The 11,840-nt window shown below is 42.5% G+C and carries 15 protein-coding genes and 2 pseudogenes; 12 read left to right on the top strand and 5 right to left on the bottom strand.

The features are described from left to right. The first annotated feature begins 208 nt into the window (after positions 1-208). The gene (locus OWN49_RS13820; RefSeq protein ID WP_077722479.1) at positions 209-661 is read left to right on the top strand and encodes a hypothetical protein; all 453 of its coding nucleotides are present in this window, start codon (positions 209-211) and stop codon (positions 659-661) included. 231 nt (positions 662-892) lie between these two features. Here OWN49_RS13820 and OWN49_RS13815 read toward each other — a convergent pair whose 3' ends face one another. Continuing rightward, complete coding sequence (locus tag OWN49_RS13815; protein WP_048367415.1) at positions 893-1,267, bottom strand: YoqO family protein; 375 nt, start codon at positions 1,265-1,267, stop codon at positions 893-895. A gap of 348 nt (positions 1,268-1,615) precedes the next feature. Here OWN49_RS13815 and OWN49_RS13810 point away from each other — a divergent pair, with 348 nt between their 5' ends. Next, entirely contained in the window at positions 1,616-1,759 is a 144-nt protein-coding gene (locus OWN49_RS13810; RefSeq protein WP_229873573.1) for a hypothetical protein, read from the top strand. Positions 1,760-1,910: 151 nt separating this feature from the next. After that, positions 1,911-2,111 carry a hypothetical protein gene (locus OWN49_RS13805; RefSeq protein WP_003153660.1) on the top strand — a complete coding sequence of 67 codons (201 nt, stop codon included), beginning with the start codon at positions 1,911-1,913 and terminating at the stop codon, positions 2,109-2,111. Here the strand turns inward: OWN49_RS13805 and OWN49_RS13800 are convergent. Then, positions 2,071-2,303 (bottom strand): annotated as a pseudogene (locus OWN49_RS13800) (hypothetical protein). The gene OWN49_RS13805 and the pseudogene OWN49_RS13800 sit on opposite strands and share 41 nt — an antisense overlap. A gap of 306 nt (positions 2,304-2,609) precedes the next feature. Between OWN49_RS13800 and OWN49_RS13795 the strand changes: the two are divergent. Together OWN49_RS13795 and sprB are read left to right on the top strand one after the other, a co-directional pair. Further along, the gene (locus tag OWN49_RS13795; protein ID WP_232213467.1) at positions 2,610-2,867 is read left to right on the top strand and encodes a DUF3221 domain-containing protein; all 258 of its coding nucleotides are present in this window, start codon (positions 2,610-2,612) and stop codon (positions 2,865-2,867) included. Between the two features lie 351 nt (positions 2,868-3,218). Continuing rightward, positions 3,219-3,395: a recombination directionality factor SprB gene (gene sprB, locus OWN49_RS13790; protein ID WP_003153662.1), complete on the top strand. Its 177-nt coding sequence runs from the start codon at positions 3,219-3,221 to the stop codon at positions 3,393-3,395. 33 nt (positions 3,396-3,428) lie between these two features. On the opposite strand, the gene OWN49_RS13785 is transcribed toward sprB, so the two are convergent. Beyond that, positions 3,429-3,854 carry an SDR family NAD(P)-dependent oxidoreductase gene (locus OWN49_RS13785; RefSeq protein WP_003153663.1) on the bottom strand — a complete coding sequence of 142 codons (426 nt, stop codon included), beginning with the start codon at positions 3,852-3,854 and terminating at the stop codon, positions 3,429-3,431. Between the two features lie 315 nt (positions 3,855-4,169). On the opposite strand from OWN49_RS13785, the gene phyC reads away from it, so the two are divergent. Beyond that, the gene (gene phyC / locus OWN49_RS13780) at positions 4,170-5,321 is read left to right on the top strand and encodes a 3-phytase (RefSeq protein ID WP_031379004.1); all 1,152 of its coding nucleotides are present in this window, start codon (positions 4,170-4,172) and stop codon (positions 5,319-5,321) included. Between the two features lie 49 nt (positions 5,322-5,370). Here phyC and OWN49_RS13775 read toward each other — a convergent pair whose 3' ends face one another. Together OWN49_RS13775 and OWN49_RS13770 are read right to left on the bottom strand one after the other, a co-directional pair. After that, entirely contained in the window at positions 5,371-6,327 is a 957-nt protein-coding gene (locus OWN49_RS13775; protein WP_003153665.1) for a CgeB family protein, read from the bottom strand. 6 nt (positions 6,328-6,333) lie between these two features. Further along, positions 6,334-6,765 carry a hypothetical protein gene (locus tag OWN49_RS13770; RefSeq protein WP_003153666.1) on the bottom strand — a complete coding sequence of 144 codons (432 nt, stop codon included), beginning with the start codon at positions 6,763-6,765 and terminating at the stop codon, positions 6,334-6,336. 211 nt (positions 6,766-6,976) lie between these two features. Between OWN49_RS13770 and cgeC the strand changes: the two genes are divergently transcribed. The 6 genes and pseudogenes from cgeC to OWN49_RS13740 all read left to right on the top strand — a co-directional run bounded on the left by cgeC (position 6,977) and on the right by OWN49_RS13740 (position 11,838). After that, a complete protein-coding gene (gene cgeC, locus OWN49_RS13765; RefSeq protein ID WP_079891442.1) occupies positions 6,977-7,276 on the top strand; it encodes a spore maturation protein CgeC in 300 nt (99 codons plus the stop codon). 64 nt (positions 7,277-7,340) lie between these two features. Beyond that, complete coding sequence (locus tag OWN49_RS13760) at positions 7,341-8,612, top strand: glycosyltransferase family 2 protein (protein WP_077722477.1); 1,272 nt, start codon at positions 7,341-7,343, stop codon at positions 8,610-8,612. Positions 8,613-8,650: 38 nt separating this feature from the next. Continuing rightward, positions 8,651-9,430 carry a GNAT family N-acetyltransferase gene (locus tag OWN49_RS13755; RefSeq protein ID WP_063636667.1) on the top strand — a complete coding sequence of 260 codons (780 nt, stop codon included), beginning with the start codon at positions 8,651-8,653 and terminating at the stop codon, positions 9,428-9,430. Positions 9,431-9,508: 78 nt separating this feature from the next. After that, complete coding sequence (locus tag OWN49_RS13750; protein WP_014418145.1) at positions 9,509-9,655, top strand: YjcZ family sporulation protein; 147 nt, start codon at positions 9,509-9,511, stop codon at positions 9,653-9,655. A 137-nt stretch (positions 9,656-9,792) separates the two neighbouring features. Then, positions 9,793-10,239, top strand: a pseudogene (locus OWN49_RS13745) (AraC family transcriptional regulator). A 267-nt stretch (positions 10,240-10,506) separates the two neighbouring features. After that, on the top strand, positions 10,507-11,838 hold the full coding sequence (locus tag OWN49_RS13740; protein WP_003153672.1) for an aspartate aminotransferase family protein: 1,332 nt from the start codon (positions 10,507-10,509) through the stop codon (positions 11,836-11,838). Positions 11,839-11,840 lie beyond the last annotated feature (2 nt).

The raw sequence follows: 11,840 nt of genomic DNA, 5'->3' as shown, positions 1-11,840 counted from the left end.
ATGATCAGTTTGCTGTTGCGTTCAGTGAGGCAAGCCACTCATCTAATGTTCTGCTTGTTGAACGGCTAATTCATATGCTGATTTTCCATCTTCACCGGCAGCGTTAGTAGCTCCAGTACTGCCTTTTTAATGAAGCTAACCATTCAAAAGTGATGAATATTCAAGGCGGGAGTAAGGGAAATTAACAAAAAAATGTGAGGGGATTTAGATGAAACGATTTATCTTGGTTATACCTTTATTGGCTGCTGTTATTGTCTCTCCAACTCAAATAAAAGCAAGTCCAATGCCTTGTAGTGCAGTACTCGAACCGGTGAATCAAAAATTGAAAAATGCGAAGGGTGCGGCACTAATCTATAAAGTGCAGTTATACCCGCCAAGTGCTGCAAGAACGAATATAAGTATTCTTGCTGTCCACCTTCCTCAGCCATCTTCTTATGGAAGCTACGACGGTTATGAAGGATTTGCCTTCAAAACAGGGGAGATCAGTTGGCGATTTAAACTATATCCGACTCCCGAGGAAGAGAGCCCTAATTGGGCTGGAAGGATTGATTCTATATCAGCTGAAATGACAAATGTTAAAGTGCAAGTACGCCTTTCAAATTCTAAGACACAAAAGTTGGGGCCGAGTGTATTAACAAACAATATCCAATCTTGCTATTAGAAATGTAGAGCTCTTAAAAGAGAGCAGTGCGCTTGATCTTTTGCAAATTGTCAAAAAAGGTAATTGTTTGAGAAATTATGGTAAAAAATGATGAAGAGTCCGTTAAGATGGAATGCCTGAAGTCAATTCATCATTTGACAGAAGAGAGCCGGCAAAAGTCGATATTGTGTTTGATTTTGTACATAGAAAGACGGCATAAAAAGAAGTGGTTAGCTAAAAAAAGGCAAAGAGTCAACGCTCTTTACCATCAGGTGTTTTCCTTAAGCGGTCTGCAATATGCTTAATTAAACTCAGCGCAGCAGTCACTAATGCAATAACTAAAACAATTTCAAGTAAGAGGATAAACCCAAAATTCAAACCGTGCCTTTCAAAGTAATCCTCAGTAAAAAAGAGCAATTGATAAATTCCAAGCATCAGCACAACAAAGGAAGCGCCTATAATAGCGAGAGACTTTTTAGAGAACTCCTTAGTATGGTTAAAATTATAAACCAATAAGAACAAAAATAGACAAGCCATGGCGATCTTATGAGTCAATGAATCACTTGCTGAAAACCCTTGCACAAGTAAGGAGATAATTAATCCGGTCATTCCGATTATTTTATTCATGATTTCACCTTCATTGGATAAGTATGATCTGGTGTCAGCTTACCAATTAAAGGTGATATTCTCAACATAATGCAGTTTAAAGTTAACTTAAAATCGTAATTTTAAAGAATTGAGGCCAAGGAAAAGAGCAGCATGAAAAGAAGGAATCTTGATATAGCAAGCACCAGTAAGACGAGCTATCAAACAATTGTTTGATACCTTATATAAAATTGATATCAAAGTATCAGAAAGAAAGCTTTCTGATTTATTTGCAGTCCAGGAAAAATTAAATACAATATGGTTTTATGAATATTTTCAGGGTAACGTCTGAGTGTAATATTATTAAAACACTCAGAGGGAGAATTAGGTTTGAGAAACAACATTGGTAAAATTGGAATTTTTGGAATTCTGCTGAAGAGTGGTTTGCTTTATGATTTTGGGGCAGGAGTTAAGGCGAAAGAGATAACTCAGACTTGGAATGATACTGAAAGCAACGTCTACGATCAACTTTGACAAATACTCAACTGCTACTGTCGTTTAAACATTAGGATTTGCTTTTAATTTGCCTACAGGGGGCTGGTCATCTGATTAGCCGGATTAGCTAATAATGATCATTCTAGGTGAATGTAAAATTGTTTACTTTAAGGATAGGCAGGAATGTAAGATGGCAGTGGCAATTTTAATGACAAAAGACCATGTAACGATTTATGAAGATAAGGATCGAAAGAAAAAATCGGGAGTGACAGCTTTAACATCACAGACAAAGGCGGCTCAAAAGCTGCTGCAATGTGATAAAAATAATCCTGCCTTAGGTGGGAGGATTATTACATGCTGTTTATTATGCTGTAAACAAACGCAACAATAAATAATGGATAAGAGATAATAGCAATTAGTTTTGAAGATTTGCTCTTTTTTCAAATGTGTATATTAGTGCAAATCCTAAAAAGAATATTGTGACAAACCAAGAAGAATAGGACGGGTACAATGCAATAAGTAAGACAATAAGAGTGGATAACGCAAAAGAAGAGTCAAGTGTTATTTTCTGATCGTTTTTCAAATAAACCGCCTCCTTACACGTATTCCACATTAGACCGCTTAAAGAAGGTGTTGTGGTTGATCAGCCAATTGAATATTTCATGATGCAATTGTGCGGTTCTATGTTGGTGAAGACCTCGCCGTGTTCCATAAGAATGAGTCGTTTTAGTCTGTCATTTCCTAAAACAGTGTTTTACTCTTGTTACAAATATGCAAGAAGGGCGGTTTGAACTTGTATAGAGTGTTTATAATGCTGTTAATTTTGTTATGTATAACATTAGGGTGTCAAAACCAACATAACAAACATTTTATGGAGGCTGAGCAAACTATGGTCGGCTATGTCATTTTAAAAGGAGAGAATCAAGCAATTCTCATACCTAATGAAAAAGCTGATGTTAAAGACTATGAAAATCTTAGTGAAAAAGAGATTATTAAAAAGTATAGATCGGATATAGTTTTACTGGGACTTAGTCAGCTTAACAATAAAGATGACTTAAGCAAAGGACAAAAAATTCGTATTTGGTATAAAAAATTAAATGAATCTTCACCGCTAAAAACAAATATCTCAAAGTTTGAAAGGATTTAGTACCTATTCTTTAATTCTCAGAAATACCGCTGCAAAACTGAAGCGGCATATTGAACCGAAATAATGTCTTCAAACCTCACGTCATTCTTCATTCGCGGTGGCTTATTCCTGCCCCGGGATTTATTTGACGATTGTTGACTCAGGTGCAGAGAAGGCATATGTCAAGAACACATTTTGAATTACTGGGCACCTTGAATAAAGCCAGCATTCTCATATTCATATGCGAAGAGATCGGTACTGAACGCTGGATCATACATTTGAACAAGCTTGCGAGGCTTTGATAAAGAAAGAACAGTCAAGAGACGAACCATTACATACATATAATACTCCTGTGAAAGCGGGGGTGTAGTTTTGGAACCTTACCAACGTTATGAGGAATTAAAGAAGAAAACAATAAAGGTTGTCCATAAAGATAATTACAGTATCCGCTATATAGAACAGGATGAAGCGAGTAATGACTTAGATGAATTTTATAAACAATTTGCTCAGCATTTATTGGAGGCTGCTTTGGAAAGGAGTGCAGAGTAAGCTTCTTTTTTTGATTTGTTTGTGGTAAGTATCTTAATAAACGGCTTTATCGGTACTGATATTAATCACATGCGTCACTTCTTGCAGCAAAGCGGCTTCTGCGACATTTTGTCCGCCGATAAGGTTGGTTTGAATGGCTTCAAAGGGATTATCCTCACATGTCGGAACCTGCTTCAGCGCAGCTGTGTGAAAGACAATATCAACACCTTTCATCACTTGGTTGACTCTTCTGTAGTCACGAACATCGCCGAGCACAAACGACAGTCTTTGTTCATCCGCGTATTTTTGTTTCATCACATATTGTTTGCTGTCATCTTTGCTGAACACAATGACTTCTTTAGGGGTTAAGAGCAAAAGGCGTTTTACTATTTGGCTTCCGATTGATCCTGTTCCGCCTGTGACGAGAACAGTTTTATCGTGAAAAAACGGTTGTAGCTCTACTGCTTGCTGTTTAGGCATGGCTTATCCTCCAACTCTCGTTTCTCTACCATGCATCATATGTTGAACAATTTCAGCGAGTTAATGAAAGAAACCAATAAATCAAAAATTAGAGAAAAACATTAATCTGATGCGCTTTCATATCGCGTTACCCGATTAATAGAATAGAAATCACAAATAAAACATTGTACTAAATATTCATTTTAAATATTTGTCCACGTCAATTTTTTCTCTCCATAAATTCTCACATGCGGACAATCTTCACAAAAACTTAACACTGAACTTCCTGTATGTATTTTACAATTAAATTGCACGTTCATAAAAGGAGGATGGAAAATGAATCATTCAAAAACACTTTTGTTAACCGCGGCAGCCGGATTGATGCTCACATGCGGTGCGGTTTCTTCCCAGGCCAAACATAAGCTGTCTGATCCTTATCATTTTACCGTGAATGCGGCGGCGGAAACGGAGCCTGTTGATACAGCCGGTGATGCAGCTGATGATCCTGCGATTTGGCTGGACCCCAAGAATCCTCAGAACAGCAAATTGATCACAACCAATAAAAAATCAGGCTTAGTCGTGTACAGCCTAGAGGGAAAGATGCTTCATTCCTATCATACCGGGAAGCTGAACAATGTTGATATCCGCTATGATTTTCCGTTGAACGGAAAAAAAGTCGATATTGCGGCGGCATCCAATCGGTCTGAAGGAAAGAATACCATTGAGATTTACGCCATTGACGGGAAAAACGGCACATTACAAAGCATTACGGATCCAGACCGCCCGATTGCATCAGCAATTGATGAAGTATACGGTTTCAGCTTGTACCACAGTCAAAAAACAGGAAAATATTACGCGATGGTGACAGGGAAAGAAGGCGAATTTGAACAATACGAATTAAATGCGGATAAAAATGGATACATATCCGGCAAAAAGGTAAGGGCGTTTAAAATGAATTCTCAGACAGAAGGAATGGCAGCAGACGATGAATACGGCAGTCTTTATATCGCAGAAGAAGATGAGGCCATCTGGAAGTTCAGTGCTGAGCCGGACGGCGGCAGTAACGGAACGGTTATCGATCGTGCCGACGGCAGGCATTTAACCCCTGATATTGAAGGACTGACGATTTACTACGCTGCTGACGGGAAAGGTTATCTGCTTGCCTCAAGCCAGGGTAACAGCAGCTACGCGATTTATGAAAGACAGGGACAGAACAAATATGTTGCGGACTTTCAGATAACAGACGGGCCTGAAACAGACGGCACAAGCGATACAGACGGAATTGACGTTCTGGGTTTCGGGCTGGGGCCTGAGTATCCGTTCGGCCTTTTTGTCGCACAGGACGGAGAGAATATAGATCACGGCCAAAAGGCCAATCAAAATTTTAAAATGGTGCCATGGGAAAGAATCGCTGATAAAATCGGCTTTCATCCGCAGGTCAATAAACAGGTTGACCCGAGAAAACTGACTGACAGAAGCGGAAAATAAACATGAAAAAAGCAGCTTATCCAAGCTGCTTTTTGATGTGAAGAGCGTTTCATGAGAAAGTCTTGGAACGGATAGCCGTAAGCACAGCCGGCAGCCGGTCATACGTGTACGCCGGTACTGTCTCTTGATAATTAAGCGCCGCGATTTGTTTACGTTCACCCGGGTTTGTCATATAAAAATGGATCTTATCCGCAAAATCCGCAAACCCGCTGTAAGAAACAAATGATGAAAACGGGGGCGCGGGAGAAAGGTCTGTCAGCTGAAAGGCCTGACAAGCCGCAATGTCTAAGCTTCTCGTATTTAAACTGGTATTTTCGATGCCGCGTCCGTTCTGATTGAGCGCAAACCGATAAGAACGGTGAGGGTTTAAGACCACGTCTGCGCTGTTGTAATATAATGCGGCATGTTCGGGTTCAATCCATTCATCCATTACGAGCACATTTTGCTGCCTGGCGATTTTTTTAGGCAGATGTCTGCGCCATCCCTTCCCGATAATACGAAGCGTATACGGAAGCTTCGCCGTTGCTTTCACCAGTTCAACGCGGTTCGGATACGGGTATCCGATCAGAAGCAGATTTGTGTGAAGAGAGGCTTCAGCAGGTTGTTTCTTAAAAAGCCGCTGATTAACGGGGATCGGGACATAATATACGTGCTGTAAGCCCATTTGCCGGTAAGCATCAAGCGCGTTTTGTTCTATCGTTAAAACGGCATCGGCAAGCGGGGCGATTGTCATGCTCACATCGAAATAAAAAGGATCCTCCGTCATCCATAGATAAACGGGAATCTGTTCTGTCTTCAGCCATTGAAGCCATTCAGACGGAATACGGTCTCCCGTCATCATCAGACTGATGTCTGGTTTGAATGCCCGTATACTGCGGATGGTATCTTCCTCAAACTCAGAAACAGAAAAAAAGCGGACGGAAGACTGTAAAAAGCCTTCCTCGATCCAGCGGTCAAAATACGTGTATATGCCTTTATATCCTGAACGGATATATAAAACGTTCATATGCTGTTACGAAGTGAACGTGACACTTTCAACTTTGTCGACGTCAAGCAATGTTGTAGCAGAGCCTGCCGGTGTAACGGAATTTTCCTGCGTAACAAAAACGATTCCGTGAATTTCGTCAAAGGAAACAAATTGAACCGGGCCGATCATGTCTCCTGAATCCATTACAATGCTGATGACAGTGCCGGGCTGAATTCTTGCAAAAATCCATCTCGCCGCTAATGAAATACCGCTTCCCAATACTGATTGTGCGCTGAGACTGTCTTTCGCCGCTGCTTCATCTACTTTTGCATCAATTGCCGATTCCAATAATTCTTTTACGCTGTTTTTCACGTTATCTCCTCCATCTGTGCCGCCAGATAAAGCGCTGTTGTCAAATACAGGGGCTAAAAGAGTTTTCAATAAGTTCTTTTTAAGCTCCAAACGATCCTCGCTCATGCGGACATACACCTCCTTTAACAATTTCAACCTCACGTTTATTCATATTCCTGATTGAAGAGATTGGTATAAGTCGAATGCCGTTTTGCTTGTGTTTTTTTCAATATTTAATCAAACAGCTGAATTTTCGAATCAGGCTTTGTTTGCCTATGCGGATTGTAAGAGTATGACATACGTTGTATAGATTAAAAAAATGAAGGAGAGGAATATTTTGGATTCAGGAGAAACTGTAAAACACGGGGGTTTTGAGGAGGAATTTCAGCTCGTACTGCTTCTTCTTCTTTTGTTATCTCATCAGCCGTCCGGAGATCATTCAGATTTGCGGCGTCAGCTTATAATGGCAAAAGAGCTTGGGGTTCCTGTACCGCGCGTCAATCTGATTAACGGCAGCACACTGCAGAACGTAATTGTCAAAGAAGTGCTGTCAGATTTGGCCGTTTTTCAAAATCCGCTCAATAATACGAGATCAAACGTCGCGATTTCAAGCATCGTCAGCTGGGGTGCTTTTTAATAACGGATATCAGGCTCTGTCTCTTTCGGAGCCGTTTTTTACGTTTTACAGAAGGGGTGATGGGATGGAAAAGAAGATCTCAATTATCTTAACGAGTTACAACAAACCGGATCTTGTGAAACAGGCGATTGAAAGTGTTTTGCATCAGACCTACAGCAATTGGGAGCTGTTTGTGATGGATGATCATTCAAATGAAGAAACCTCGGCTGCCATCAGTACGTATATAAAAGATCATCGCATATATTATGACAACAGTTTTATCAATCCGGCCGAACGGCTGAAGTCGACCCGGTATGCCGTTTTGATTAATGATGCGCTTTCACGGGCCGAAGGCGAATACATCACTTATTTGACAGACGACACCGTATTTCATCCGAATAGGCTCAGCCGCATGGCGGAAGCGCTTAATCAATGCAGCGAGTTTGATGCCGTCTATTCCAGCCAGAAGGTGATACATGTAAACGGGCGCGGAACAGAACAATTCCACTTCTATCGTTTCGCTGAAGAGGTGCTTGATCAGGCCGCTTTTCTCGTTGATCACTGTTCAGTGATGCACCGGAGATCATTGCTTGAGCGTGTGAAAGAGAAGTTCGGCAGCTTTTGGGACGAAGATGTTATCCATTGGAATCACGGAGACTCTGTTTTTTGGAGCAGGCTCAACACATTTACATCATTTCTGCCGATAAAAGAAGTGTTGGATACGACCTATAAAACACCCCACTCATTTCAGAACACGTATCAATCGCTTCCGTCTGTCCTGATCGACGGATCCTTTGTAAAGGGGACGGATCAGAAAGTATATCAGCTTGACCGAAATAAAAGGAAGCCTGTAAACGAGCGCTGGCATACGTTATATGAAGGCCGAACCGTCGTCATTCCGGATCCGTTTTTATTTCAATATGAGGAAGAGGACTCCGCCAGTATTCCGAATTTTCAGCTCGTCAGGGATCAGTTTCATGTTTATTTTATAGAAGACGGGGAGAAAAGGCTGGTTGATCATAGCGCATTTCGCTTTTACCGATTTAAACGGCATGACATTCCGGCTTTAGAACGGGCCGAAATACAATCGCTTCCGGACGGTCCGCCGATCAGCCGGGGGACAGCGGGCTGTATTCAACATCTGCCCGGGAGAATGCTGTTTCGCATTGAACGGAAATTTTATGTTTATTTGAGAGGGGTTCTCCATCCGATCAGTCATGACGTAGCGAAACGCTTTTTTGCGAATCAGAAGGCGATACCCATTTCCTTTCAACAATTTAAACAATTACCAATTGGAATGCCGTTCTATCCGGTGTACGATGAAATTATAAGAAATCTCAATATAACAAAAGGTTGAGAGATGCAGTCGGATGTGTAAGGAAAAGGAGAGCTTTTATGACCGATCAATTTGATAAAACCGAGAAGCAGTATATAGAGCTTACTTCCGGCATTCAGAGGTTCGAGCATTTCAGTGTATATACGGACCCTTTTTTGCCGCAGATTTTTTCGCATAACTTTGTTCAGCTGCACCGTACATTTCCGTTAGACAAACTGCTGCCGTTTTTTTCGTCCGTTCCGGGCATGCTTCAAGCCAATTATATTCATGTGAAAGCGTCTCCGGAGCACGCATTTCCGCTTCTTCTGAAACAAACTCTGGTAAAGCAGGGCTGCGTAGTGGAAGATGAGCTGTTTTTTGCAAGGAAACTGGCAAATGGGGACCTGCAGGCAGGACACCCGCTCACTGCTTGGGGGACGGAAAAAAGCCTCGCCGACGGGTCGTCTATTATGAACATCTATGATGCCCTTTACATTGGCGAGGCGGCGGCCGAACAAAAGCTTGAGCGGAAATATCCTTTGTATAAGGACGGAACGGTTATGCTTGTCGTGTGCTACAGCGACGCCTCGCAAACGATTCCGATCGGCTGCGGAGAGCTTTTCATCAACAAAGCAGATAAAACCGCAAAAATAGAAGAAGTCGCAATTCTGGATCAATTCCAACGAAAAGGCTACGGATCGATATTGATGAATGAGCTGATGGCGGCGGCAAAGCTGAACGGCATGGAAACCGTATACCTTGTGACGTCCGGGATGGACGGTGTAAACCGCTTTTATGAAAAACTCGGTTTCAAAAGATTTCGGCGCGTGCATACAATTTTTCATTATTTTCTTACATAGTTGGGCATTCGCATAAACCAATTGGGAGTTGGCCCGCATACAATGCCGTATATCGTAAGAAGAAAGGATGATTTGCGTATGTACGGATACGGATATGGCTACGGTTGCGGCAGTTTTGGCTATGGTTACGGGCACGGCGGCTGCGGAGGCGGAACCAGCACTTTTGTGCTGATCGTTGTATTGTTTATTTTATTAATCATCGTCGGTGCGGCTTTTATTTGTTAGACTGAAAAAAATCCTATAATGAAAATCAGCCTGCAGAGAACATCACTTTCTGCAGGCTTTTTGTTATTTCCATGCTGAAAAATCAGCTTGAAAAACATTTTAATACATATTGCCTTTCTGGAGAAGGGGGAGAAAATGTGAACATAACGATTGAAGAATTACCCGAATCCAGAATTGCTTATTTCCGAAACGTCGGAGAGTATGGCGGAAAGCAAAACAAAGAACTGATGGAGTCATTTGAAAACTGGGCGCAATTGAATGGCCTGCTTGATCATTCTGTCATTTTGTGAATTCCGCAAGATCATCCGAATCGTACTCCTAAAGAGAAATGCCGCTATGATGTTTGTCTTGTTATCAATCAAGACCATGTGCCTGAACCAGCCCGGATCGGTACATTTTCCGGAGGGAAGTACGCTGTTTTCTTGCTTGATCATACAAAAGAGGCAGTCAGCGGATTTTGGAACACTGTTTTTTCTGAGATCGAAAAAAATAATTTATCAATCAGAGAACAGCCCATTATCGAAAGGTATACTTTACAAAAGGTGAATCATCATTTGTGTGAAATATTGATTCCCATACAGTAAAGAAGACGGGAATTTTCCGCCTTCTGCTTATACTGATTCAGATCAAAAATGATGTGATGATAAGCTGAGCAGATAAATAGCAGAACCGAAGAAAGAATAAAATCAACAGTAGTAATAGAATTTCCAGAACGCTCTTCAGGCTGTCGGGACATCTCCGGCAGCCTGTTTTACAGAAAGGTATTTTCTGCAAAAAACTTTTTGAAGGAAAGAATGCGGTTATTCATCTGTTCATACAATGAAGCAAATGGGTTTTCGAGGTGGAAAGATATGGGGAGCTATTTAATCAAACCGGAGCTTGACGCAAATTATCCGTCAGTCAGTCATGGAAAGGGATCATATGTGTATGATCAGGAGGGGAACAAGTATCTTGACGGAGCATCGGGGGCGGTCACTTGCAATATCGGTCACGGCACGGAGGATATTATACAAGCTTTAAAAGAGCAGCTTGACTCCGTTTCGTTTGTGTATCGCTCGCAATTCACCAGTACTCCGGCAGAAGAACTGGCTTTATTTCTGGCCGATCATCTGCCGGGCGGGCTGAATTGGTCATTTTTTGTAAACAGCGGCTCAGAGGCAGTCGAAACAGCGATGAAAATAGCCGTTCAATATTGGCAGGAAAAAGGGCAATACCAAAAATCCGTCTTTCTATCAAGATGGGGCAGTTACCACGGCATTACTTTGGGAGCGCTTTCATTATCGGGGTTCTACGAACGGAGATACCGCTTCACCCAGCTGCTTGAACGGTTTCCGGCCGTTTCAGCGCCTAATATGTATCGTTCAGAGCTGAAGGGAGAGGAATTTGTGAAAGCTGCGGCGGCTGAACTGGAAACGGCTGTTCAGCGGATCGGTTCCTCATTTATCGCGGGTTTTGTCGCAGAGCCGATTGTCGGAGCAGCCGGGGCGGCCATCACTCCGCCGGCAGGTTATTATGAAGCGCTTGAGGTTGTCTGCCGCAGGCACGGTATTTTGTTTATTGCGGATGAAGTCATGACGGGGCTCGGGAGAACAGGGCGGATGCTTGCTTCTGAGCATTGGGGGATCGCCCCTGATATCGCGGTGCTCGGAAAAGGGTTAGGCGCCGGTTACGCTCCGATTGCGGCAGCTGTTGCGTCTGATGACATCATTGAAACGATCAAGCGGGGCTCCGGGGTCATTATGAGCGGACATACGTACAGTGCCAACCCATACTGTGCAAGAGCGGCGCTTGAAGTGCTTCGCTATGTCAAGAAACACGAGCTGCTTCGGCAGTCAGAGGAAAAAGGCGTAATGCTGAAGCGGAAATTAGAAGAAATCAAAGACCGCAGCGGGGTGATCGGGGATGTCCGCGGTAAAGGCCTCCTGATCGGGGTTGAATTCGTTAAGGATAAAACGACGAAGGACGTTTTTTCGAAAAAACAGGCCTTCACCGAAAAAATCATTAAAGCGGCAAAAAAACGGGGCCTGCTTATTTACCCTGCAAAGCCCGGTATTGACAGCGGAGAAGGAGACGCCGTCATCATCGCCCCGCCATTCACGATTTCATATGCGGAGCTGGATGAGCTGTCAGATCTATTTTCCCAGTCCGCAGAAGAAGCTGAAAAAATGATGAAGAAGGATTGAGC

The organism is Bacillus sp. NEAU-242-2, assembly GCF_027853835.1.
GTDB lineage: Bacteria > Bacillota > Bacilli > Bacillales > Bacillaceae > Bacillus > Bacillus velezensis.
Note: the sequence above shows the minus strand (reverse complement) of the source record. Positions and strands in the feature narration are given on the sequence as shown.

Bases quoted from the DNA above. Each gene is read 5' to 3' on its own strand.
- OWN49_RS13820 (WP_077722479.1), top strand. From the start codon at position 209: ATGAAACGATTTATCTTGGTTATACCTTTATTGGCTGCTGTTATTGTC.
- OWN49_RS13815 (WP_048367415.1), bottom strand. From the start codon at position 1,267: ATGAATAAAATAATCGGAATGACCGGATTAATTATCTCCTTACTTGTG.
- OWN49_RS13805 (WP_003153660.1), top strand. From the start codon at position 1,911: ATGGCAGTGGCAATTTTAATGACAAAAGACCATGTAACGATTTATGAA.
- OWN49_RS13795 (WP_232213467.1), top strand. From the start codon at position 2,610: ATGGTCGGCTATGTCATTTTAAAAGGAGAGAATCAAGCAATTCTCATA.
- OWN49_RS13785 (WP_003153663.1), bottom strand. From the start codon at position 3,854: ATGCCTAAACAGCAAGCAGTAGAGCTACAACCGTTTTTTCACGATAAA.
- phyC (WP_031379004.1), top strand. From the start codon at position 4,170: ATGAATCATTCAAAAACACTTTTGTTAACCGCGGCAGCCGGATTGATG.
- OWN49_RS13775 (WP_003153665.1), bottom strand. From the start codon at position 6,327: ATGAACGTTTTATATATCCGTTCAGGATATAAAGGCATATACACGTAT.
- OWN49_RS13770 (WP_003153666.1), bottom strand. From the start codon at position 6,765: ATGAGCGAGGATCGTTTGGAGCTTAAAAAGAACTTATTGAAAACTCTT.
- OWN49_RS13760 (WP_077722477.1), top strand. From the start codon at position 7,341: ATGGAAAAGAAGATCTCAATTATCTTAACGAGTTACAACAAACCGGAT.
- OWN49_RS13755 (WP_063636667.1), top strand. From the start codon at position 8,651: ATGACCGATCAATTTGATAAAACCGAGAAGCAGTATATAGAGCTTACT.
- OWN49_RS13750 (WP_014418145.1), top strand. From the start codon at position 9,509: ATGTACGGATACGGATATGGCTACGGTTGCGGCAGTTTTGGCTATGGT.
- OWN49_RS13740 (WP_003153672.1), top strand. From the start codon at position 10,507: ATGGGGAGCTATTTAATCAAACCGGAGCTTGACGCAAATTATCCGTCA.